Raw genomic sequence first — 20,181 nt, forward strand, 5'->3', positions numbered from 1 at the left:
CGGGACGAACCGTGCGTCAGACCCCGCGGACGGCGGCCGGCTTCGCCACGATCAGCGCGCCCGCCGCGACGTACGTGCAGACCATCCACGCGGTGAAGATGTAGGGGCCGAACTCCGGTCCGGTGAACCCCTCGCCGACCGCGGTGAAGATGACCCACAGGGCGCCGGCCAGCGGCAGGAACCGCAGCGGGCCCTTCCAGCGCGCGACCCTGATCACCGCGACGGCGCTCACGATCATCATCAGCTGGGACAGCGGCCAGGCCGGGTCGGTCACCGCCACCCACAGGGGCATCTCCTCGTAGGTGTCGTAGGGGATCGACCCGAGGTTGCAGATGATCGCGATGGGGAACAGCACGAGCGCGATGATGGGCAGCGCCTTGCCCTTGCGGTCGCCGGTCGCGCGCGACGCGAGCATCACCGCGGCGAGCGCGGCGAGGCCGACGAGGAAGGCGCAGCCGGTGATCATCTCGACGGGGGGCGGGACCGCGTCGTCGCTCTCGGGGACGCCGCCCGCGAACTGTCCCGCCGCCCAGATGAGCGGTCCCGCCACGAGGGCGAGCCCCGCGAGGCGGATGACCCCGTCGCCGGGACCTGTGGCCCCCGGCTGTCCCGGGGCCCCCTGTACCTGATGTCTTGCTTCCCGCTCCACGGACACCGCCGTGTCTCCCTTCCCGGCGGCACCCTGCCCCCGCTTCCTCCACGGTCCCGGGGGGCCGTCCCAAGCCGCCAGGGAGCGGCGCACGCGCGGAGTCCCTGGCCCGCCCCGGGACATTCGGGGGCCGGTGTCCCGCCGGGACCGGGATGGGCGCGGGTCAGTCCCGGTCGCCGCCCGGCGGCCTGGCGACCGCCTCGACGACGGCGAGGGCGAGCAGGACGAGCAGGGTGATGAGCAGGACCACGAGTCCCGTCGGGTAGTTCCAGAAGAAGAACACGAGGACCGCGCCGAGGACCACGCAGGTCCGCAGGAGCCTGCGGTGGTCGTACACCCAGCGGCTTCCGCCGTCGCGGCCGCGCAGCCGCCCCAGGCCCGCCGAGACCGTCTGACGGGTCCGCACGGCGGCCCCCGAGCGTCCGGTGGCGAACGCCGCGGCCGCGACGACCAGCGCGACGACCGCGACCATCCGCAGGGTCGAGCGCAGGAAGGCGATCAGGGCGTCGTAGACGCTTCCGGCGGCCGGGGTGCTCATGCCGCGCGCGGCGACGGCGTCGAGGAAGTAGGCGCGGCCCGCGAGCAGGGCGAGCGCGAGCAGCACCATCATGCCGACGACGCCGAGGGCCGCGGTGATGAGCGCACGGCGGTGGTTGTGCGCGGTGTAGACGCCCGCGGTGAGCAGGATGAGCGCCATGACCGGCAGCACCCAGCGCAGCGCGCCGAGGATCTGGTACCAGCGCTGCGCCCTGACCAGCGCGGGCCCGTCGAACACCGGGAACGTCGGGTGGACCTCGGGGATCGCGGCCGCCGCGCCGAGCCCTTCGGCGACCAGGCGCTGTTTGACCTGCTCGACGACGGGTCCGAGATCGAGCGTGACGGCGTCGCCCTCGGTCTTCAGCACCTCGCTCCCCCGCCCGGAAAGGACGGCTTCGAGCTGCACATGCGCCGCGCGGTTCGCGCGTGTCCACAGCGCCGCGAAGGAGTCGCTGCGGACGACCTCAAGGGCTCTGGCCCGTACGAACGACGTAAGCGCGCTCTCCACCGGCCCGGACAGGCCGTCGAGGCGGTCGCCCACGCGGTCGGGAAGGCCGCGGTCCTGAAGCGCGTCGATCCCCTCGGTGACGAGTCCCGGCACGTCGAGCCGGGTCACGATCTCGGCGGCGACCCTGTCGGCGACGGCGTTCTGCACGGCTGGGCTCTCGGCGAGCGGCGCGACGGTCGCGACATACCGGTCGGGGTCGGAGATCTCGCCCGCCGACCAGGCGGCGACGACCGCGAGCGGCGCGAGCAGGCAGCCGAGCACGATGAGCACCGCGGCCCCGACGGCGCGCGCGGTGTGGCCCGGCGGGCGGCGGCCCACCCGCAGCACGGCGATCTCGGACCGGAGCCGCGTCACCTCCTCGCGCAGCCCGACGAGTTCGGCGCGCTCCGCGGCGTCGAGCTGACGCGGCGGCGACGGCTCAGGTTCGGTCATGGGCACCCCCGCGTCAGTCCTCCGCAGTGGGTCTTCCTGGCCTGGGCCGCGCCGGAACCGCGCGGGGGCGATGCGGCCGCAGTCTTAGGCGAGCCGCCGTCTTCCTTGAAGGGTTATTTAACGCTTGTGGATTTCGCCCGATAAGTCGACCGGGTTAAGCAGAAGCATGGACGATTACCCGCTGCTCAACCTGTTCTGGACGATGCTCGTCTTCTTCTGCTGGATCATCTGGCTGTTCCTGCTGTTCCGGGTCTTCGCCGACCTGTTCCGCGACCACGGGCTGAGCGGCTGGGCGAAGGCGGCATGGACCATCGTGCTGATCCTGCTGCCGATGCTCGGGGTGCTCATCTACCTGATCGTCCGGGGCAGCGGCATGGCGCGGCGCGACAGGGCCGAGGCGCACCAGCGCGAGGAGCAGTTCCGCTCCTACGTGCGCGAGAACGCGCAGACGACCCCGAGCCCCGCCGACGAACTCGGCAAGCTCGCCGACCTCAAGGAGCGCAACATCATCACCACCGACGAGTACGAACGCGCCAAGTCCAAGATCCTCGCCGCCTGACGCTCAGCTCGTCAGCGGGGCGAGGTAACGCCCGAGGACGTGCTTCAGCTCGGTGGTGAGCGGGCCGCGCTCGGCCTCGGGGGCCCCGGTGACGAGCGGGACCATCGCCTGGAAGACCTGGATGAGGACGCGCGCGGTGCGCGTCCTCTCCGGCTCGGCGAGGTCGGGCGCGCGGTCGGCGACGATGCCGAGCACCCTGCCGAACAGCGCCTCCTGGATCGGGCGCGCCGCCTCGGCGAGCCCGGCGGGCATGTCGGGTCTGGCGAACAGCGCCTTGAAGCCGGGGTTGGCGATGTTGAACGCGACGATCGGGTCGATGACGCGGTCGAGCAGCTCGGGCAGGGTGAGCGCCGAGGCGTCGACGCCCTCGAACGCGCGCGCGTGCGCCTCGCGCATCTGCGCGGTGAACCGTTCGGCGAGCGCGGTCGCGATCGCCTCCTTGCCGGTGAAGAACTGGTAGAGCGACCCGGGTGAGACGCCCGCCTCGGCGGCTATCGCGTTGGTGGTCGCGGCCTCGTACCCGGATCTGGCGAACACCGCGGCGGCGGCGTCGAGGATCTGCGCCATCCGCTGCTCGCCGCGCGCCTGTCTGCGGCGCACCGGCCGCCCCGTCACGTCCTCGGCCACGGCTCCTCCTGCGATGTCGGGAAATGCGGAACGCCTTGAAAACACGAGCAATCACTCGTATTCTGCGGACGAAAACACGAGTGAACTCTCGTAAATCTATCAGGGGGACGCATGCTCAGCCGTCTCATCACCCGCCGGGCCCGCTGGATCACCGCCTGCGGGCTCGCCCTGCTCGTCCTCGCCGGGGTGGTCGGGGCGGGCACCGTCAACGCGCTGTCGCTCAACCGCTTCGAGGCGCCGGGGTCGGAGTCGCTGCAGGCCCGCGAGGCCATGGCCGCGCGGCACGGCACCGGAAGCCCCAACCTCGCCCTGCTCGTCACCGCCAAGGGCGGCGACGTGAACGCCCCCGAGGTCGCCGCGGCCGGAGCCGAGCTCACCACACGGCTCGCGGACACCCCGGGCATCGGCGACGCCTGGTCCTACTGGAGCCGGGACCGCCCCGACACCCTGCGCAGCCGCGACGGCTCAAGCGCGCTCGTCCTCGCCTGGGCCCCCGGCGACGCCGACCAGGTGCGCCGCGACCTGCTGCCCGACCTCGCGCCGAGCCTGGCCCGCGACGACGCCGTCGTCAGGGTCGAGGTCGGCGGCGGCGACGAGGTCTTCCGGCAGGTCATGGCCCAGGCGAGACAGGACTTCCTGCGCGCCGAGCTCATCGTGGTGCCGCTCGTCCTGCTGCTCCTGTTCGCCGTCTACCGGCGCTGGTCCGCCGCCCTCGTGACGCTCGGGGCTGGGCTGTTCGCCGTCCTCGGCTCGCTCGCCCTCATGCGCGGCATGCTGCCGTTCGTCGAGCTGTCCACGTTCGCCTCCAACATCGCCCTCGTCATGGGCATAGGGCTCGGCGTGGACTACGGGCTGTTCATGGTGTTCCGCTACCGGGAGGAGCTACGCGCCGGGTACGACGTGCCCGAAGCCGTCGCAAGGACCGTCAGAGGGGCGGGCCGCACTGTCGTGTTCAGCGGCGCGACGGTGGCGGCGTCGCTGTCTGTGCTGCTGGTGTTCCCGTTCCCCTTCCTCGCCTCCTTCGCCTACGCGAGCGTCGCCGTGGTGCTCTCGGCGATCTTCGCCGCGGTGGTCCTGCTGCCCGCCGCGCTCATGCTGCTCGGCCGCCGGGTCGACCGGCCGTCGCCGCCGCCCGAGCGCGGGTTCTGGCACCGGACCGCGCTGCGGGTCGTGCGGCGGCCCGTCCTGTACGGCGGGGCCGCGCTCGCGCTCGTCCTCGCGCTCGGCGCGCCGTTCCTCGGCGTTGAGTTCGGCCTGCCCGACGACAGGGTGCTGCCGTCGTCCGCGCCCGCGCGCCAGATGTACGACAAGATCCGCGACGGGTTCGTCGCCGAGGAGGCCGACGCCGTCGCCGTCGTCGCGGCCGAGGGCACGCCGTCGTCGCAGACCGGCCCGTACGCCGAGGCCCTGGCACGGCTCGACGGGGTGCTGCGGGTCGACCCGTCGCCGGACGGGACCCTGCTGCGCGTGGTCTTCACCAGCGAACGGCTCGAAGCCGACGCCACGGGTGCGGTCGCCGAGGTGAGGGCGGTGCCCGCGCCGTTCGAAAGGCTGGTCGGCGGCTATCCGGCCGAGCTCACCGACTACCGCGACGGGGTCACCGCGCGGCTCCCCCTGGTCGGCGGGCTCATCGTGCTCATCACGTTCGTGATCCTGCTGGCCATGACCGGGGGCGTGATCGCCGCGGTCAAGGCGTCGGTGCTGAACCTGCTCAGCCTCAGCGTCATGTTCGGCGCGCTGGTGTTCGTCTTCCAGGACGGCAACTTCGCGGGCCTGCTCGGCTTCACCCCGACCGGCACTATCGAGCCGAGCATCCCGATCCTGATGTTCTGCATCGCCTACGGGCTGTCGATGGACTACGAGGTGCTGATGCTGGCGCGGGTGCGCGAGGAGTACGACCGCACCGGCGACGCCGTCGCCGCGATCCCCCTGGGCATCGCGCGCAGCGCCCCGCTCATCACCGCGGCCGCCCTGATCCTCGCCGCGTCCTTCGCCACCTACACGACCGGCGGCGTGGTGTTCCTCAAACAGCTCGGCCTCGGCATGGCCCTGGCCGTCGTGGTCGACGCGACCCTCATCCGAGGGGTCCTCGCGCCCGCGCTCCTGCGCCTGGCGGGCCCGGCCAACTGGTGGCCGCGTGCGCCGCGCACCCCCTCGCCGGACAAGGACGCGCCCGACGTGTCCCTCGTGGCGTGACCACCGCGTCCCGGGGGCGCGACCCCCGGGACGCGGCTCGGCTCAGGTGACGGCCGCGCGGACCCTCGCCGCCTCACGGTCGGCGTAGGGGTTGCTGACGCCCTCGCGGGAGCCGCCGAGCTTGGCGCGGATGTGGTCGGCGACGGTGATCGGCGGGTACGGCGTGCCCGTCCCTTCCAGCGACGGGAGCGTGCTGACGATCGCGTCGATGTTCCCGTCGTGGAAGTAGGCGGCCGAGCGGCGGCGGCGGATCGCGCCGTCCACGACCGGCGGCTTCACCCGGTGCAGCGTGGACGTCCACGCGTCGTTCGTCCAGCGGGCCATGAGGTCGCCGAGGTTCACCAGGAGCGCGCCCTCGGCGGGCATGACGTCGTGCCACCCGCCGTCCTGCCCGAGGACCTGGAGACCCGCCTCGCGGTCGGCCCACAGGACCGTGACGATCCCGTAGTCGGTGTGCTCGCCCATGCCGGTGAGGTCGCCGTCGAGGACGACCTCACCGGGCGGGAGCGCGTAGTTGTTCATCCGGAGCACGTCGAGGGAGTGGCCGGTGAACGCGGCGAAGTAGCCGGGATCGAGGCCGAGCGCGTCGGCGAAGACCGTCGTCAGGGTGCGGGCGACCCGCGCGGCCTCGGCGAAGTACGCCTCGACGGACTCGCGGAACTCCGGCAGTTCTTCAGGCCACAGGTTCGGCGCGTAGTCGTCGGCGGGCAGGTCGCGACCCGGGTAGGCCGACGCCGGCACGCCCACGTTGAACGCCTCGAAGAAGTCGTTCATCCGGTCGGCCGCCTCCACACCGAGGCTCAGCGACAGCGACTCGCTGCGCGGCGGCGTGTAGCCGCGGTTGATCCGCGGCGGCGCGCGGAACCCCTTCTTGACGTCGAGGTCGAGCCCGAAGAACGCGTCGATCGCGCCCTTCAGCCCCTCGATGACGGCGTCGGGCACGCCGTGCCCGACGATCTGGACGAAGCCCACGGTCCGGCACGCGTCGTCGAGCCGTCGCGCGGTGTCCGCCCGCGCCTCGGGACTCCCGCCCCCGACATAGGGGGACAGGTCGACCACGGGAACCGCGAATTCAAGCATGGCGTTTTCGGGCATAGAGGAGCCGCCCATCAGTCCTTCCTTCCACGGCCGCGCGCTCGCGCCCCGCCGCGTCCCCAAGTCAACCCGCGCGGACGGCCGCGCAGGTTGCGGGCGGGTTAACGCTCCCCCGCACCGCACCGGCACACTTGCCTTGCCTGCGTCGTCAGGGAATGCACATCGTTAAGGAGGGGGACTTAGTGTCTTTTGTGGTGAAGGTGCGCGATGCCGAGCTCGTCCCGGCCGAGGACGGGACCGCCAGCAGGGAACTGCACAGCGCGGGCGGCGTCGACCGGGGCATCTGGGAGATCGGGCCCGGCGTGGCGACCGACGTCGAGGCCGACGAGATGTTCGTCGTCATCGAGGGCCGCGCCACGATCGAGATCGAGGGCGGGCCGACCCTCGAGGTGGGCCCCGGCGACGTGTGCGTCTTCGACAAGGGCGCGCGGACCACGTGGCACGTCCACGAGCGGCTGCGCAAGGTCTACCAGATCACCCGCTGACGTCCGGGCGCGGCCGGGGGCGCTTGGGAGACCCGAGCGCCCCCGGGCCGTCCCGTCGTGGGGGACGGCCCGGCCCCGAACTTCCTCGCATAACCCCGCACAACCCCCGCCCTTGCGGTGACGCGCTTGATCCGGGGACCTTCGCGTGGCAATAATGAAAACGGTTTTCATTTCGAGGGCTTCCGGGGGAAGTCCTCGCCCTACCGAAGGAGAGAGCATGTCGCTCACGGTGCCCGCGGACCTCGCCGAACGCGCGCGGACGGGGGAGGTCGACGACGCCGCGTTCCTCGCGTGCGTCCGCGACTCGCTGCCGTACGCCTGGACGCTCATCAGCGGCGTCGTCGGCGAGCTGCGCGCCGGCGAGGCCGAGTTCGCCGACAACCAGGTCCCGCCGCCGGACGAGGAGGCGCGCGGCCAGCTGCTGCGCGCGCTCGCCAGCGACGCGATGCGCGGCGCGCTGGAGCGCCACTTCGGCGTCCGCCTCGCCTTCCAGAACTGCCACCGCGTCGCGGCCTTCCGCCCCGACGCCGCCGAGGCCCTCACCCGCTTCACCTCACCGCGCGCCCAGCTCCTCAACCAGAGCCCCGACCTGGTCGACTGCTGACCCGGCCGACGGCCACATCCCGGAGGGCGGGCGTCAAGCGCCCGCCCTCCGGGCCCCTGAACACAGTCTGCGGTGGGCCAAGGTTCGGCCACGGGCGGAGCGGGGGCGGGGGGCCGGGGTATCGCTTCGGCTGCGGCGACGGTGCCGGGAGCGGGAGGCGGTGCGGATGAGGCTTGTGGTGGACCTCAACCGGTGCCAGGGGTACGCGCAGTGCGCGTTCCTCGGCCCGGACGTGTTCCGGTTGCACGGGCAGGAGGCGCTGCTCTACGACCCGGTGGTCTCGGCCGAGCGGCGCGAGCAGGTGCTGGCGGCCGCGGCGGCCTGCCCGGTCCAGGCGATCCTCGTGGACGCGCCGGGCCTGAAGGAGGTCGATCCGGTTGTCGGCTGACGGGATCGACAGGATCGTCATCGTCGGCGCGTCGCTCGCGGGCCTGCGGGCCGCCGAGGCGCTGCGCGACGAGGGCTTCACCGGACGGCTCACGCTCATCGGCGACGAGCCGGTGCCCGCCTACGACAGGCCGCCGCTGTCCAAGCAGGTCCTGCTGGGCCAGGTCACCCCGGACGCGACGGCGCTGCCGCACACCCGCGACATCGACGCCCAGTGGCGGCTCGGCGTCGCCGCGACGGGACTCGACCTGTCCCGCAAGGCCGTGCTGCTCGCCGACGGCACGAAGGTCCCCTTCGACAAGCTGCTCATCGCCACAGGGACCCGCGCGCGGCCGTGGGTCAACGCCGCCGAGGCCGCCCTCGAAGGCGTGCTCACCTTGCGCACGGCGGACGACGCCGAACACCTCGCGCGGCTGCTCGACGCGCGGCCCCAGCGCGTCCTCATCGTCGGCGCGGGCTTCACCGGCTCGGAGATCGCCTCGGCCTGCCGGGAACGCGGCCTCGCGGTGACCGTCGCAGAACGCGGGCAAGCCCCTCTGGTCGGCGCCTTGGGCGGCGTCGTCGGCGACGTGGCCGCCCGGCTCCAGCGCGCGCACGGGGTCGACCTGCGCTGCGGCGTCACCGTCACCTCGCTCGAAGGCGACGAGGCGGGCAGGCTGTGCCGCGCCCACCTGTCCGACGGCACGGTCCTCGACGCCGACGTCGCGGTGATCGCGCTCGGCGCGCTGCGCAACACGGGCTGGCTCGAAGGCTCCGGCCTCGCCGCGGGCCCGCGCGGCATCGCCGCCGACGCCGCCTGCCGCGCCTTCGACCACCACGGCATCGCCACCGACGACATCTTCGTCGCCGGGGACGTCGCGCGGATGCCGCACGCCCTGTTCGGCTACCAGTTCCTCAGCCTCGAACACTGGGGCAACGCCGTCGAACAGGCGAGGCTCGCCGCGCACAACATGCTCGCCGACGGCCCGGACCGCCGCCCGCACCTGTGGATACCGGCGTTCTGGTCGTCGCAGTTCGGCGTCAACATCAAGTCGGTCGGGGTGCCGACGATGGGCGAGGAGGTCGTCGTCACCCAGGGCTCCCTGGAAGAGGGCAGCTTCGTCGCCGCCTACGGGCACCGCGGCCGCGTCATCGCTGCGGTGAGCTTCGACCACGGCCGCTGGCTCGACTTCTACACCGGGCTCATCGAGAGCGCCGCGCCGTTCCCGCCCGCGTTCACCGGGGTGGACCGGCCGCCGCCCGGGACCTCGACCGTCCCGTCGGGCTTCCCCGACCCGTCCGTGCCGAGCCACGGGCCGACCGTCACCGTCAGCGGCTACGCGCCGAGCGAGCGCCGCATCACCTTCACGCCAGCCCCGGCCTGAGCCGGGCCGCACAGCCGAGGACCCATGACTTCCGCAGACACGCTCCTGCGCGCCATCGCCGACCCCGCGAGCCGCGCCGACCCCTACCCGCTCTACGACGACCTGCGCCGCACCCCCGTCGTCAGGCAGGAGGACGGCGTCTACACCGTCTCCACCTACTGGGAGGTCAGGTCGCTGCTGAACGACCCGAGGATGAGCTCGGAGACCAGGCCGCCCGCCGTGGGCACGCCGGGGCCGTCCAAGAGCTTCCTGCGGCTCGATCCCGCCGAGCACGACAGGGTGCGGCGCATCGTCACCCGGCCGTTCGGGCCGCCGCACACCCCGGGCCGCGTCTTCGCCATGCACGACGGCATGGCCGGGGCCGTCAAGGGGCTCATCGACGCGTTCGACGGCAAAGACGCCGTCGACGTCGTGGACGACTTCGCCTACCCGTTCCCCATCTCGGTGATCTGCCGTCTGTTCGGCGTGCCGCTCGAGGACGAGCCGCGCTTCCACCTGTGGACCGAGTCCCTGCTGGGCAACGCCGACCTCGGCACCGGGGCCGCGCCCGACCCGAAGCTGATGGACGCCGAGACCGCCAAGGTCGAGATGGGCACCTATCTCGCGGAACTGTTCGACAAGCACCGCAAGTCCCCGGGCGACGACATGTTCTCCGCCCTGGCCACCGACGACGGCCCGGACGGGCGGCTCACCCCGCCCGAACTCGTCGCCAACGCGTTCCTGCTGCTCATCGCGGGCCATGAGACGACGGTCAACCTCATCGCCAACGGGGTGCTGACGCTGCTGCGCAACCCCGACGCGCTCAAGCGGCTGCGCGACCATCCCGACCTCGTGGTCCCGCTGGTGGAGGAGCTGCTGCGCTTCGAGCCGCCCGTGCAGTACCTGCCGAACCGGCGCACCCTTGACGACATCGAGGTCTGCGGGACGGTCATCCCGCGCGGGGCCGACGTCAACCTGATGCTCGCCGCCGCCAACCGCGACCCGAACCGCTTCGCCGACCCCGACCGGTTCGTGCCGGACCGGCCCGACGTGCAGCACCTCGGGTTCGGCCTCGGCATCCACTACTGCTTCGGCGCTCCGCTGGCCAGGATGGAGACCCGCCTGGCCCTGACGGAGTTCGCGCGCCGGGTGAAGAATCCTGAACTCGTCGCCGATCCACCGCCTTACCGGGTGAATCCGGTACTGCGCGGGCCCCGCCATCTGGAGGTTTCCTTCCGCTCTCTCAAGAGCTGATTCCACATCGGCGAATTTCCACATCTTTACTCCTGTCAAAACCGGAAGATCTGCCATTGACCGGTGCGTGGGGCGGGCGGAGTCTGAAACCGCTTCACGGGGTGACTCGTGTGCTTCGAGTTCTCCCCGTAACCCCCCATGACAGGAGAAGCGATGAGGCGCACGCTGATCTCGGCATGTGCCGCGGTCGTCGTGGGCGCGTCGGCGGTGGTGGCCGTGACGGCCCCCGCCACCGCGGCCCCCGACCCCGGCGCGGACCGGATCCAGGTGTTCACCGGCAAGATCACGCCAGAGCAGCTCCAGAGCCTGCGGGCCCTCGGACTCGACCACGAGGACATCGCGCTCGGCGCGCAGGCCGACGGCAGGATCGAGGTCGAGGTCGTCATGAGCGCGCTCAAGGGCGCGGCCCTGGCGGCCAAGGGCGTGCCCATCGCGCCGAAGCCCGTGGCCAAGGCCAAGGCGGCGGCCGCGGGCGACGGCGTCTACCGGCCCTACAGCGGCGCGGGCGGCATCCGCGCCGAGCTGCTGGCCGCCGAGACCAAGTACCCGGACATCGCCGACGCCGTCGACCTCGGCAAGAGCGTCAACGGCAAGCCGATCACCGCGGTACGCGTGACGAAGGGCGCGCGCAAGCAGCCGCTCAAGAGCTCGCGGCCGTCCGTCGTCTTCCAGGGCACCCAGCACGCGCGCGAGTGGATCACCACCGAGAACGTGCGCCGCCAGCTCCAGTACTTCCTCGCCCAGTACGGCAAGAACGCCGAGATCACCAAGCTTGTCGACACCACCGACCTGTGGTTCCTGCCGGTCGTCAACGTGGACGGCTACGACCACACGTTCACCGAGGGCAACCGCCTGTGGCGCAAGAACCTGCGCGACAACGACCGCGACGGCGTCGTCACCACGCTCGACGGCGTCGACATCAACCGCAACTTCCCCCACAAATGGGGTTGGGACAACGAGGGATCGTCGCCCGCGATCGACAGCGAGACGTTCCGGGGAACCCGTCCCGCCTCCGAGCCCGAGACCAAGGCGCAGAACGACTTCGTCAAGAAGATCAGGCCGAAATACGTCATCAACTACCACTCGGCAGCCGAACTGCTGCTTTACGGGAACGGCTGGCAGCAGCAGACCCCGACCCCCGACGACCGGATCTTCGAGGCGCTGCTCGGCGACGACGCCCACCCTGCCGTCCCCGGCTACGACCCCGACCTCGGCGCGGAGCTGTACATCACCAACGGCGACACCGACGGCCACTTCACCAACGCCTACGGCGCGCTCACGATGACGCCCGAGATGTCCACGTGCGAGACGGCGAGCGAGGTCGACCCGAACGACCCGTGGGACCCCGCGGCGTGCGAGAGCGTCTTCAACTTCCCCGACGACGAGGGCCTGATCCAGCAGGAGTTCACGAAGAACCTCCCGCTGGCGATCGCCACGGCCAAGTCCGCGCACGACCCCGACGACCCGGTCTCGGTCGTCGGCAGGACCGCGCCCGACCTCGTCATCGACCCCTTCCCCGTCTCCCACGGCACGAGCCAGCCCGTCGCCGTCGAGGCCAAGCGCGCGCTCACGAAGCTGCGGCTCAACTACCGGATCAACGGCGGCCCGGTGAAGCAGGCCAACGCCAAGGAGTGGAAGGGCGGCGAGCGGTACGGCGACGAGAACGCCATCTACTACGCCGAGTACAGGGCGACGGTGAAGGCCAAGCCGAAGGACAAGGTCGAAGCCTGGTACACGGCCAAGAAGGGCGGCAAGGACGTCTCCAGCGCCAAGTTCACGTACACGGTCGCGACGGACATAGGCGGGAAGGTGCTCGTCCTCGCCGCCGAGGACGTCACGGGCATCAGCCCTGTCCAGGGCGTCACGAGCGCCAGGTACGCGGGCTCGTACGAGGCCGCGGTGAAGGCCGCCGGATACACCTCGGACGTCTACGACCAGGACGCGCACAACGCGTCACCGCACCCGCTCGGCGTGCTGGCGCACTATGACGCCGTCATCTGGGAGACCGGAGACGACATCATCCCGCGCGCCCAAGGACAGGTCCCCGGGACGGCCTCCAAGAAGGCGCTCGCCACGCAGCTCGCCGTGCGGGACTACCTGAACGAGGGAGGCAAGCTGCTGTACACCGGCAAGTACGCGGGCTTCGCCGAGGGCGCGAACGGCGCGTACTTCTACGAGCCCGACGCCGCCGACCCCGAGTGCACCGTGCCCGACGACCCGCCCTGCCTGCCGCTGGTGAACGACTTCCTCCAGTACTACCTGGGCACCTACACCTACGTGAGCGGCACCGGCGGCGACGAGACCGGCGCGCCCTACCCCGTCAAGGGCGGGTCCGGCAGGTTCAAGGGGTTCGCGGGCGTGCTCAACGGCGGCGACTCCCCCGGCAACCAGGACCACGCGGCCTCGCTGCTCACCACGTCGAGCTTCCTGCCGCCGCGCGACTTCCCGCAGTTCGCCGGCGCGGCGGCGCTCGGCTGGGACCGTCCCGGACCCGGCCCGTTCGACCCGAGGACCGGCGCGAACTACGTCTACAGCCAGAACGCCGACGTCTCCTACAAGCGCCTCACCCGGACGATCGACCTCACCGGCAAGGCCGACGGAACCCTGTCGTTCCAGACGTCGTTCGACGTCGAGGCCGACTGGGACCAGTTCTTCGTCGAGGCGCACACCGTCGGCGCGGACGACTGGACGACGCTGCCCGAGGCGGGCGGCGCCACGAGCCAGGAGACCGGCGAGAGCTGCGCGGCGGGCTGGCGCGTCCTGCACCCGCACCTGAACCACTACCAGGGCGCGGACTGCTCCCCGACGGGCACGACCGGCGCGTGGCACTCGGCGTCCGGCCAGTCCGGCGGCTGGCACGAGTGGACGTTCGACCTGTCGGCCTACGCGGGCAAGCAGGTCGAGGTGTCCATCTCCTACGTCAGCGACTGGGGCTACCAGGGCATCGGCGTGTTCGTCGACGACGCCAAGGTGACCTCCGGCGGCGCGACCCTCGCCGAGACCTCCTTCGAGGACGGCCTTGGCGGCTGGACCGTCTCCGGGCCGCCCGAGGGCTCGGCGGCGGCCGCCAACGACTGGATCAGGACCGCGCTGGCCTTCGAGGAGGGCGCGGGCGTCGCCACGAAGGACACCGTCTACCTCGGCTTCGGGCTTGAGGGGTTGAACTCGGCGGCGAGCCGGGCCGACCTCGTCAAGCGGTCGCTGCGGCACCTGCTGCACTAGCCGGAGCGCGCTGAGCGAGGGTCCCTCCCGGAAGCCGTCCGGGAGGGACCCTTTCCGTGACGGTTTTCCTTGATCACTCTTGGATCACAGCGGTTGCGGGGCCCGCGCGCCGGGTGTTGGGTGGCGGGGATATGGACGAGCAGAGTTTGGCCGGCGGGAACACCCTCGGCCTTGTGCGGGTGGGCGACACAGTCCGCCGCCCGGCGCACGACAGCAGCCCCTATGTCCGGGACGTCCTGCTGCATCTGGAAAAGGCCGAGTTCGCCGGCTCGCCCCGGCTGCTCGGCGAGGACGAGCACGGCCGCGAGATCCTCACCTACATCCCCGGCGAGACCGTCAAGGACGACGCCCCCGTCTCCGACGCCAGGCTCAAGTCGGCGGCCCGGCTGATCCGCGCGTTCCACGACGCGACCGCGGGCGCGCCCGTCGCCGACGGCGGCGAGGTCGTCTGCCACGGCGACCTCGGCCCGCACAACACGGTGTTCGACGGCGAGCTGGCGATCGGCCTCATCGACTGGGACGACGAGCTCGCGCCCGGCACCCGCCTGCACGACCTCGGGCACGCCGTGTGGTGCTTCGCGAACGTCGCCGACCCCGGCTGCGCGATCGCCGAGCAGGCCCGCCGCACCGCGCTGTTCTGCGCGGCGTACGGCTGGGACGACCCCGCCGCGGTCCTCGCCGAGATCACCGCGCGCTTCGAGCGCACCCGCGACGCCCACCGCGCGGCGGGCAGGACGGCGGCCGAGGCGGTCTTCGCCGACCTCGCGTCCTGGATGCGGGCCCGGCTGCCGGAACTGCGCGCCGCCCTGCGGTGACCGCGGCGTGCCGGACGCCAGCTTCAAGACACCTTGAAGTGGCTGGCGTCAGCGCACGCGCCGTGTTCTGCTTGCTCGCTGTGCTGCTCTCTGCCTTCTCACCGCTGCCGACGCCCTCGGCGGCCCACCCGCGCGACAACGGCCTGCGGGTGGCGACGTACAACGTCCACGCCGGATCGGGTTCCGACGGGGTCTTCGACCTCCCCCGCCTGACGGCGGCGCTGCGCAAGCTCGACGCCGACGTCCTCGGCCTCCAGGAGGTCGACGTCCGCTGGGGCGACCGCAGCGGCTGGCTCGACCTCGCCGGGGAGCTCGGCAGGACGCTCGGCATGAGCGTCCACACCGGGCCGATCTACAGCCTCGACCCGGTCACGCCGGGCGGCCCGCGCCGCGAGTACGGCAACGCCATCCTGTCCCGGCACCCGGTGACGGCGACGGAAAACCATGAGATCACCCGCCTTTCCACCCAGACGCCCGATCCATCCCCCGTCCGCGCGCCGGGTTTCCCCGAGGCGGTCATCGACGTGCGCGGCACGCCCGTCCACGTGTACGCCACCCACCTCGACTTCAGGCCGGACCCGGCCGTGCGGCGCGCACAGGTCGCCGACATGCTCGCGGTGCTCGGCGACGGCGGCGGCGCGGCACGCGTCCTGATGGGCGACTTCAACGCCGAGGCCGACGCGCCCGAGCTCGCCCCGCTCTGGACGGCGTTCACCGACGCGTGGACGGCCGCGGGAACCGGGCCTGGCGCGACCTACCCGGCCGCCGACCCGCGCGAGCGCATCGACTACGTGACGGTCTCCGGCCGGGTGCGCGTGGCTTCGGTCGAGGTGGTCCGCGCCGACGCCTCCGACCACCTGCCCGTCGTCGCCGACCTCGTCATCGGCTGACGCCCTGGGCCGCCCGGGCGCGACCGGGCGGCCCGCTCACCCGGGATCGGTGGGGAAGCGGGTCCGCGCCGTCGCCGAGGGGGTCGGGATCAGAACGAACTGCGCGCCCTGCGGGTCGGCGAGCGCCACGCCAGGCCCGTAGGTCGGGTCCTCGAAGGAGGCGATGCGGGACGCGCCGAGCTCCTCGGCGAACGCGGCAGCGGCGGCGACGTCGGGGACGGCGAAGTGCGCGAGCCAGGCGGACAGGGCCTCGGGCGGGATCTCGGGGCGGATCGGCAGCATGCCCGCGACGACCCTGCCCCCGACCGTCCAGCGGACGCGGTCGCCCTCGCGGGCTTGTCCCCAGCCGAGCACGCGCGGGTAGAACGCCGTCGCGCCCGCGGTGTCGCGGGTGAACAGCTCGGTCCACGCCCAACTGCCCGGCTGCCCGTACAGCTCGACGCAGCCGCGCTCGCCCTTCTGCCACAGCATGAAGAAGACGCCCTCGGTGTCGAGGCACCCCGCGAGAATCCCGTAGTCCTCGACGGCCGTCGGCTCCACCACCACGTGCCCGCCCGCGTCGCGGACGAGGCCGACCGTCGCCGCCACGTCCTCGACGGCGAAGAACACCGTCCAGCTCGCCGCGCCGCCCGACGCGCCCTCCGGCCACAGCCCCGCGGCGGTCTCCCCGCCGCGCAGGAAGTTGCCGTACCCGTTGACCTCGTCGTACTCGAGCCGCCACTCGAACAGCTCGCCGTAGAAGCGCAGCGCCTCGGCGGGCTCCTGCGCCGACAGCTCAATCCAGCACGGCGCTCCCCCCGGCTCCCCGTCACTTGGTGGCATACCTCCATCGTGACCGTACGCCGCCCCGGCGAACGCGACGAAGCAAACCTTTACCCGATCTCGCCCGGCCCGCTGCCGCGCGGCGGGCCCGTCAGGTGCCGCTGTCGACGGACTGACGCAGCTGGTCGCTCCGGTCGATGAGGTAGGGGCCCGCGTGGACGCCCGCCGAGACGGCGAGGATGAGGACGAGGGCGGGGAAGACAAGGCGCTTCTCGGTGCGGTCGCCGGTGCGGAACCACTTCGGCCCGAACATGGTCTGCGACCAGGGCCAGCCGAGCGGGCAGCCGCCCCGGGTGATCATGTCGCCGAAGATGTGGATGACGACGCCGACGACGATCGCGTACGGCAGGACGGTCAGGTCGACCTCGAACCACAGGAGCGCGATCGTGATGGGGATGGGCGCGAGGTCGTCCCAGATCCCGTCGATGTTGAGCGGGCGGATCGCCGCGGCGAGGATCAGCACGACCACCGCGCCGACGAGGACGAGGCCGGCGTTCTGCCCGAACTGGTAGGCGGCGGTGCCGACCCCGGCGGCGGCGAGCGCGCACGCCATGATGGCGAGGAACCCGTGCCACGGCTTGCGGTAGGCCGCACGGCCCTTGCCCTTGGACGGCAGCAGCCCGAAGAACAGGCCGAACAGCAGCATCACGCCGGTGATGGCCAGGCCCGTCCACAGGGTCGCCTCGTCCTGCGTGTAGACCGCGCAGGAGAAGAAGACGAGCGCGGCGACGAGCCCGACGCCGAGCGCGGAGTGCGTGCCGTTGCGGTGCCCGCCCGCGACCTTGCCGACGAACCAGGCGAAGGCCCGGGTGATCGGGCCGAAGCACCGCGCGATGTGCGAGCCGTGGTGGTCGATGTCCGGCAGGACCGCCGCGCCCGCGCACGCGACCGCGCCGACGAGGATCTGGTCGGGCGGCAGGTCGAGGGGGATTGCACCCGCCGTGAAGAGGGCTGCTCCGGACAGGGCGTGGGTGCGGCCCATCATGGGACGGGACTCCTTCGAGGGGGTGCCGGGGGACGCGCCTTCGGCGCTCCCGAATTGTGGCATCCCCCCGGCGTTTCACCCGGTAACGCCACGCGGGGCGGCCGGATCGGGCCGTCAGCCGGGCTTGGCGGCCGTCAGGGAGTACAGCACGGGCAGGTGCGAGTCGCCGAGCGGGAGCCGGTGGCGTCCGTCGTCGCCCTTGACGAGGAAGCCGCGCGGGTCGAACTCGGCCGCGTCGTGCTCGCCGAGGTGGGTGAGCGTGAGCCCCGCGCCGAGCACCGCGGTGACGATCTCGCCGAGCGAGTACGGGTACGCGACCACCTCGCGCCGCTCGGTCCGCACCGAAGGGTCGGCGTAGGTGCCCTCGCTGACCTCCTTGTGCGGCTCGCCTCCCCCGTAGGGCCAGTCGATGACGAGCGGGTCGAGCGAGGCGACCATCTGGCAGGCCGGGTGCAGGTCGACGATGACGAGACGTCCGCCCGGCCTTAGCGCGCGGGCCGCCCCGTCCATCCAGGCGGCGAGGTCGCCGATCCAGCACAGCACGCCGATCGTGGCGACGGCGACGTCGAAGCGGCCGTCGAGGCTCGCCGGGAGCGCCTGGGTGTCGGCCTCGACGAACTCGGCGGCCAGGCCCGTGCGCTCGGCGAGCCTGCGTGCCCGCGCGATCGCGACCGGCGAGAAGTCGACCCCGGTGACGCGTGCGCCGTGCCGCGCCCAGTCGAGGGTGTCCATGCCGAAGTGGCACTGCAGGTGCAGCAGGTCGCGGCCCTCGACGTCCCCGACGAGGCCGATCTCCAGCGGGTTGAGGGTGCGGCGTCCCGCGACGAAGGACGCCTCGTCGTAGAACCTGTCGCCTTCCGTCGTCCCGTGGATCCTGGCTCTCTCGTCCCACAGTGCCCGGTTCAGTTCCGTGCCGACCGCGCGTGCGCCACCGCTGTCCGTCATACGCCCGAGCATGGCAGCCCGCACCCCTCCCGAACCAGCGGTTTTCGCCCGGCCAGGCACGGCTCAGACCCGCGCGCGCAGGCCCGTGATGCCGCGTTGGAACTCCTCCGGCGTGAAGTCCTTGAAGAGGGCGTTCTGGAGGATGAAGCCCGGCATCATGCTGAACAGGGTGCGGCCGACGGCGACGGCGTCGGCGTCCGGGGCCAGCGTCCCCTCCGCGCGCATCCGCACCGCGACGGCCACCCAGTAGTCGCGCAGGGTGTCGAGGAGGCCGCGGATGGCGGGGCCGACCACGGGGTCGTAGGTGGCCAGCGCCCACGCCTGCGGGATCAGGCCGAGCACGTCGAGGTCGGCGATCTCGCGGACCGCCTCGGTGAACCCCGCGAAGATCTCCTCGAGCGGCGGCAGCTCGGCCTGCCCGAGCACCCCCGCCATGTGCTCGGCGAGGACTTCGCGCTTGTGCAAGACGATCGCCTCGACGATGTCGCCCTTGCCGGGGAAGTAGCGGTACACCGCGCCCGCCGACAGGCCGGACTCACGGAAGATGTCCTGCATCGACGTGCCGTGGAAGCCCTCGCGCGCGAAGCACCGGGTCGCCGCGTCGAGGATCTGGCGCCGCCGCGCCTCGAGATGTTCGTCACTGACTTTCGGCATGTCCGCCAAAATAAAACGGACATTCGATTTTGACAAACCCGCGCGTGCCGTGCTGCACTTCGGGTCTAAGGAAAACGGATGTTCGCTTTTGGAGTCCCCCGATGTCCAAGTCACGGATGCCGCTCGTCTTCGGCGCCGCGCTCGCCCTGCTCCAAGCCCTCCTGATCGTCGCGTTCGCGTGGGCCCCGACGCACACCGCGCCGCGCGACCTGCCGATCGGCGTCGCCGGGCCCGCGCCAGCCGCCGCCCAGCTCACCGAGAAACTGCGCGCCGCGAGCCCCGGCGCGTTCGAGATCAAGACCTACGCCGACGAGGCAGCCGCCACCGAGGCCATCGAGGACCGTGAGGTGTACGGCGCGATCGTCGTCACCGCGCAGGGACCGCGCCTGCTCGTCGCGTCCGCTTCCGGCCCCGCGGTCTCGCAACTGCTCACCGAGGCGGCCGGACGGCTGTCCGGGGCGGCCCCCGCGACGCCGGTCACCGACGTCGTCGCGGCGAGCCCCGACGACCCGCGCGGCGGCGGGTTCGCCGCGATGATCCTGCCGCTCGTCATGTCGGGGATCGCCGCGTCCGCCCTGCTCGCGTTCCAGCTCAGCGGCACCCGCGCCAGGCTCACCGCGCTCGGCGTGTTCGCCGTCGGCGCGGGCCTCGCCAGCACGCTCGTGTCGGTGACCTGGCTCGGCCTGCTGCCGTCGTCGGCGTTCTGGCAGGTCGCCGCGGTCGTCGCGCTCGTCAGCTTCGCCGTCCCCTCGGTCATCGGAGGGCTCGGCGCGGCCTTCGGACAGGCCGGGTTCGGGGCCGCGGCCGCCGTCGTCTTCCTCATCGGCAACCCGTTCTCCGCGGCGGCCGCCGCCCCGGAACTCCTGCCCGAGCCGTGGGGCGCGATCGGCCAGTTCCTGCCACCCGGCGCGGCCGCCACGCTGATGCGCTCGGCCGCCTACTTCGACTGGGCGGGCGCGGGCCGTCCCCTTGCCGTCCTCGCCGCGTTCGCGGTGGTCGGCGCGGGTCTCGTGGTGTTCGCCGGACGCCGCAGGCCCGCCGCGCCGGAGCGGCCCGCCGACGACGACGTCCTCGTCCCCGCCGCCTGACCTCCCGAGGTTCGTCCCCCGCCGCCGGTAGCCTCGCCGACGGCGGGGTAGGGGCATAGCTGCGCCGGGAGACGGCGCGACGTC

General features: G+C 72.4%; 19 protein-coding genes. 11 read left to right on the forward strand and 8 right to left on the reverse strand.

Translation table 11 applies throughout. The features are described from left to right. Positions 1 to 16: 16 nt before the first annotated feature. Together R9X44_RS05235 and R9X44_RS05240 are read right to left on the reverse strand one after the other, a co-directional pair. Positions 17 to 655, reverse strand: a complete 639-nt coding sequence (locus R9X44_RS05235) for a hypothetical protein (protein ID WP_319812825.1) — start codon at positions 653 to 655, stop codon at positions 17 to 19. A gap of 157 nt (positions 656 to 812) precedes the next feature. Further along, positions 813 to 2,126 (reverse strand): hypothetical protein, encoded by a 1,314-nt coding sequence (locus R9X44_RS05240; protein ID WP_319812826.1) that lies wholly within the window; start codon positions 2,124 to 2,126, stop codon positions 813 to 815. 166 nt (positions 2,127 to 2,292) lie between these two features. Here R9X44_RS05240 and R9X44_RS05245 point away from each other — a divergent pair, with 166 nt between their 5' ends. Then, positions 2,293 to 2,685, forward strand: coding sequence for an SHOCT domain-containing protein (locus tag R9X44_RS05245; protein ID WP_319812827.1), 393 nt, complete (start codon positions 2,293 to 2,295; stop codon positions 2,683 to 2,685). Between the two features lie 3 nt (positions 2,686 to 2,688). Here the strand turns inward: R9X44_RS05245 and R9X44_RS05250 are convergent, their stop codons facing one another. After that, entirely contained in the window at positions 2,689 to 3,312 is a 624-nt protein-coding gene (locus R9X44_RS05250) for a TetR/AcrR family transcriptional regulator (protein WP_319812828.1), read from the reverse strand. A 111-nt stretch (positions 3,313 to 3,423) separates the two neighbouring features. Here R9X44_RS05250 and R9X44_RS05255 point away from each other — a divergent pair, with 111 nt between their 5' ends. After that, positions 3,424 to 5,508 (forward strand): MMPL family transporter, encoded by a 2,085-nt coding sequence (locus R9X44_RS05255; RefSeq protein WP_319812829.1) that lies wholly within the window; start codon positions 3,424 to 3,426, stop codon positions 5,506 to 5,508. A gap of 42 nt (positions 5,509 to 5,550) precedes the next feature. On the opposite strand, the gene R9X44_RS05260 is transcribed toward R9X44_RS05255, so the two are convergent. Next, complete coding sequence (locus R9X44_RS05260; RefSeq protein WP_319812830.1) at positions 5,551 to 6,618, reverse strand: isopenicillin N synthase family dioxygenase; 1,068 nt, start codon at positions 6,616 to 6,618, stop codon at positions 5,551 to 5,553. A gap of 167 nt (positions 6,619 to 6,785) precedes the next feature. Here R9X44_RS05260 and R9X44_RS05265 point away from each other — a divergent pair, with 167 nt between their 5' ends. The 8 genes from R9X44_RS05265 (at position 6,786) to R9X44_RS05300 (ending at position 15,603) form a co-directional block, all read left to right on the forward strand. Then, positions 6,786 to 7,088, forward strand: a complete 303-nt coding sequence (locus tag R9X44_RS05265) for a cupin domain-containing protein (protein ID WP_319812831.1) — start codon at positions 6,786 to 6,788, stop codon at positions 7,086 to 7,088. A gap of 217 nt (positions 7,089 to 7,305) precedes the next feature. Then, the gene (locus tag R9X44_RS05270; protein WP_319812832.1) at positions 7,306 to 7,692 is read left to right on the forward strand and encodes an SCO5389 family protein; all 387 of its coding nucleotides are present in this window, start codon (positions 7,306 to 7,308) and stop codon (positions 7,690 to 7,692) included. Between the two features lie 166 nt (positions 7,693 to 7,858). Then, positions 7,859 to 8,080 (forward strand): ferredoxin, encoded by a 222-nt coding sequence (locus R9X44_RS05275; protein WP_319812833.1) that lies wholly within the window; start codon positions 7,859 to 7,861, stop codon positions 8,078 to 8,080. Beyond that, positions 8,070 to 9,443, forward strand: a complete 1,374-nt coding sequence (locus tag R9X44_RS05280) for an NAD(P)/FAD-dependent oxidoreductase (RefSeq protein ID WP_319812834.1) — start codon at positions 8,070 to 8,072, stop codon at positions 9,441 to 9,443. The genes R9X44_RS05275 and R9X44_RS05280 overlap by 11 nt, the downstream gene beginning before the upstream one ends. A gap of 24 nt (positions 9,444 to 9,467) precedes the next feature. After that, positions 9,468 to 10,676 (forward strand): cytochrome P450, encoded by a 1,209-nt coding sequence (locus R9X44_RS05285; RefSeq protein ID WP_319812835.1) that lies wholly within the window; start codon positions 9,468 to 9,470, stop codon positions 10,674 to 10,676. 153 nt (positions 10,677 to 10,829) lie between these two features. Beyond that, complete coding sequence (locus R9X44_RS05290; protein WP_319812836.1) at positions 10,830 to 13,898, forward strand: M14 family metallopeptidase; 3,069 nt, start codon at positions 10,830 to 10,832, stop codon at positions 13,896 to 13,898. 131 nt (positions 13,899 to 14,029) lie between these two features. Then, positions 14,030 to 14,713: a phosphotransferase gene (locus tag R9X44_RS05295; protein ID WP_319812837.1), complete on the forward strand. Its 684-nt coding sequence runs from the start codon at positions 14,030 to 14,032 to the stop codon at positions 14,711 to 14,713. Between the two features lie 80 nt (positions 14,714 to 14,793). Then, a complete protein-coding gene (locus R9X44_RS05300) occupies positions 14,794 to 15,603 on the forward strand; it encodes an endonuclease/exonuclease/phosphatase family protein (RefSeq protein WP_319812838.1) in 810 nt (269 codons plus the stop codon). 36 nt (positions 15,604 to 15,639) lie between these two features. On the opposite strand, the gene R9X44_RS05305 is transcribed toward R9X44_RS05300, so the two are convergent. The 4 genes from R9X44_RS05305 to R9X44_RS05320 all read right to left on the reverse strand — a co-directional run bounded on the left by R9X44_RS05305 (position 15,640) and on the right by R9X44_RS05320 (position 19,009). Then, positions 15,640 to 16,425 (reverse strand): VOC family protein, encoded by a 786-nt coding sequence (locus R9X44_RS05305; RefSeq protein ID WP_319812839.1) that lies wholly within the window; start codon positions 16,423 to 16,425, stop codon positions 15,640 to 15,642. Positions 16,426 to 16,516: 91 nt separating this feature from the next. Then, the gene (locus tag R9X44_RS05310) at positions 16,517 to 17,410 is read right to left on the reverse strand and encodes a metal-dependent hydrolase (RefSeq protein ID WP_319812840.1); all 894 of its coding nucleotides are present in this window, start codon (positions 17,408 to 17,410) and stop codon (positions 16,517 to 16,519) included. Between the two features lie 114 nt (positions 17,411 to 17,524). Next, on the reverse strand, positions 17,525 to 18,355 hold the full coding sequence (locus R9X44_RS05315) for a class I SAM-dependent methyltransferase (protein WP_319812841.1): 831 nt from the start codon (positions 18,353 to 18,355) through the stop codon (positions 17,525 to 17,527). Positions 18,356 to 18,418: 63 nt separating this feature from the next. Beyond that, positions 18,419 to 19,009, reverse strand: coding sequence for a TetR/AcrR family transcriptional regulator (locus R9X44_RS05320; RefSeq protein WP_319812842.1), 591 nt, complete (start codon positions 19,007 to 19,009; stop codon positions 18,419 to 18,421). 101 nt (positions 19,010 to 19,110) lie between these two features. Here R9X44_RS05320 and R9X44_RS05325 point away from each other — a divergent pair, with 101 nt between their 5' ends. After that, positions 19,111 to 20,097 (forward strand): hypothetical protein, encoded by a 987-nt coding sequence (locus R9X44_RS05325; protein ID WP_319812843.1) that lies wholly within the window; start codon positions 19,111 to 19,113, stop codon positions 20,095 to 20,097. Positions 20,098 to 20,181 lie beyond the last annotated feature (84 nt).

It is taken from the genome of Actinocorallia sp. A-T 12471 (assembly GCF_033875155.1).
Lineage (GTDB): Bacteria > Actinomycetota > Actinomycetes > Streptosporangiales > Streptosporangiaceae > Actinocorallia.

Excerpts from the sequence above, each read along its gene's own strand:
- R9X44_RS05275 (WP_319812833.1), top strand. The coding sequence starts at position 7,859 with ATGAGGCTTGTGGTGGACCTCAACCGGTGCCAGGGGTACGCGCAGTGC.
- R9X44_RS05270 (WP_319812832.1), top strand. The coding sequence starts at position 7,306 with ATGTCGCTCACGGTGCCCGCGGACCTCGCCGAACGCGCGCGGACGGGG.
- R9X44_RS05285 (WP_319812835.1), top strand. The coding sequence starts at position 9,468 with ATGACTTCCGCAGACACGCTCCTGCGCGCCATCGCCGACCCCGCGAGC.
- R9X44_RS05325 (WP_319812843.1), top strand. The coding sequence starts at position 19,111 with ATGTCCAAGTCACGGATGCCGCTCGTCTTCGGCGCCGCGCTCGCCCTG.
- R9X44_RS05245 (WP_319812827.1), top strand. The coding sequence starts at position 2,293 with ATGGACGATTACCCGCTGCTCAACCTGTTCTGGACGATGCTCGTCTTC.
- R9X44_RS05295 (WP_319812837.1), top strand. The coding sequence starts at position 14,030 with ATGGACGAGCAGAGTTTGGCCGGCGGGAACACCCTCGGCCTTGTGCGG.
- R9X44_RS05310 (WP_319812840.1), bottom strand. The coding sequence starts at position 17,410 with ATGATGGGCCGCACCCACGCCCTGTCCGGAGCAGCCCTCTTCACGGCG.
- R9X44_RS05305 (WP_319812839.1), bottom strand. The coding sequence starts at position 16,425 with ATGCCACCAAGTGACGGGGAGCCGGGGGGAGCGCCGTGCTGGATTGAG.
- R9X44_RS05290 (WP_319812836.1), top strand. The coding sequence starts at position 10,830 with ATGAGGCGCACGCTGATCTCGGCATGTGCCGCGGTCGTCGTGGGCGCG.
- R9X44_RS05260 (WP_319812830.1), bottom strand. The coding sequence starts at position 6,618 with ATGGGCGGCTCCTCTATGCCCGAAAACGCCATGCTTGAATTCGCGGTT.
- R9X44_RS05315 (WP_319812841.1), bottom strand. The coding sequence starts at position 18,355 with ATGACGGACAGCGGTGGCGCACGCGCGGTCGGCACGGAACTGAACCGG.
- R9X44_RS05320 (WP_319812842.1), bottom strand. The coding sequence starts at position 19,009 with ATGCCGAAAGTCAGTGACGAACATCTCGAGGCGCGGCGGCGCCAGATC.
- R9X44_RS05240 (WP_319812826.1), bottom strand. The coding sequence starts at position 2,126 with ATGACCGAACCTGAGCCGTCGCCGCCGCGTCAGCTCGACGCCGCGGAG.
- R9X44_RS05255 (WP_319812829.1), top strand. The coding sequence starts at position 3,424 with ATGCTCAGCCGTCTCATCACCCGCCGGGCCCGCTGGATCACCGCCTGC.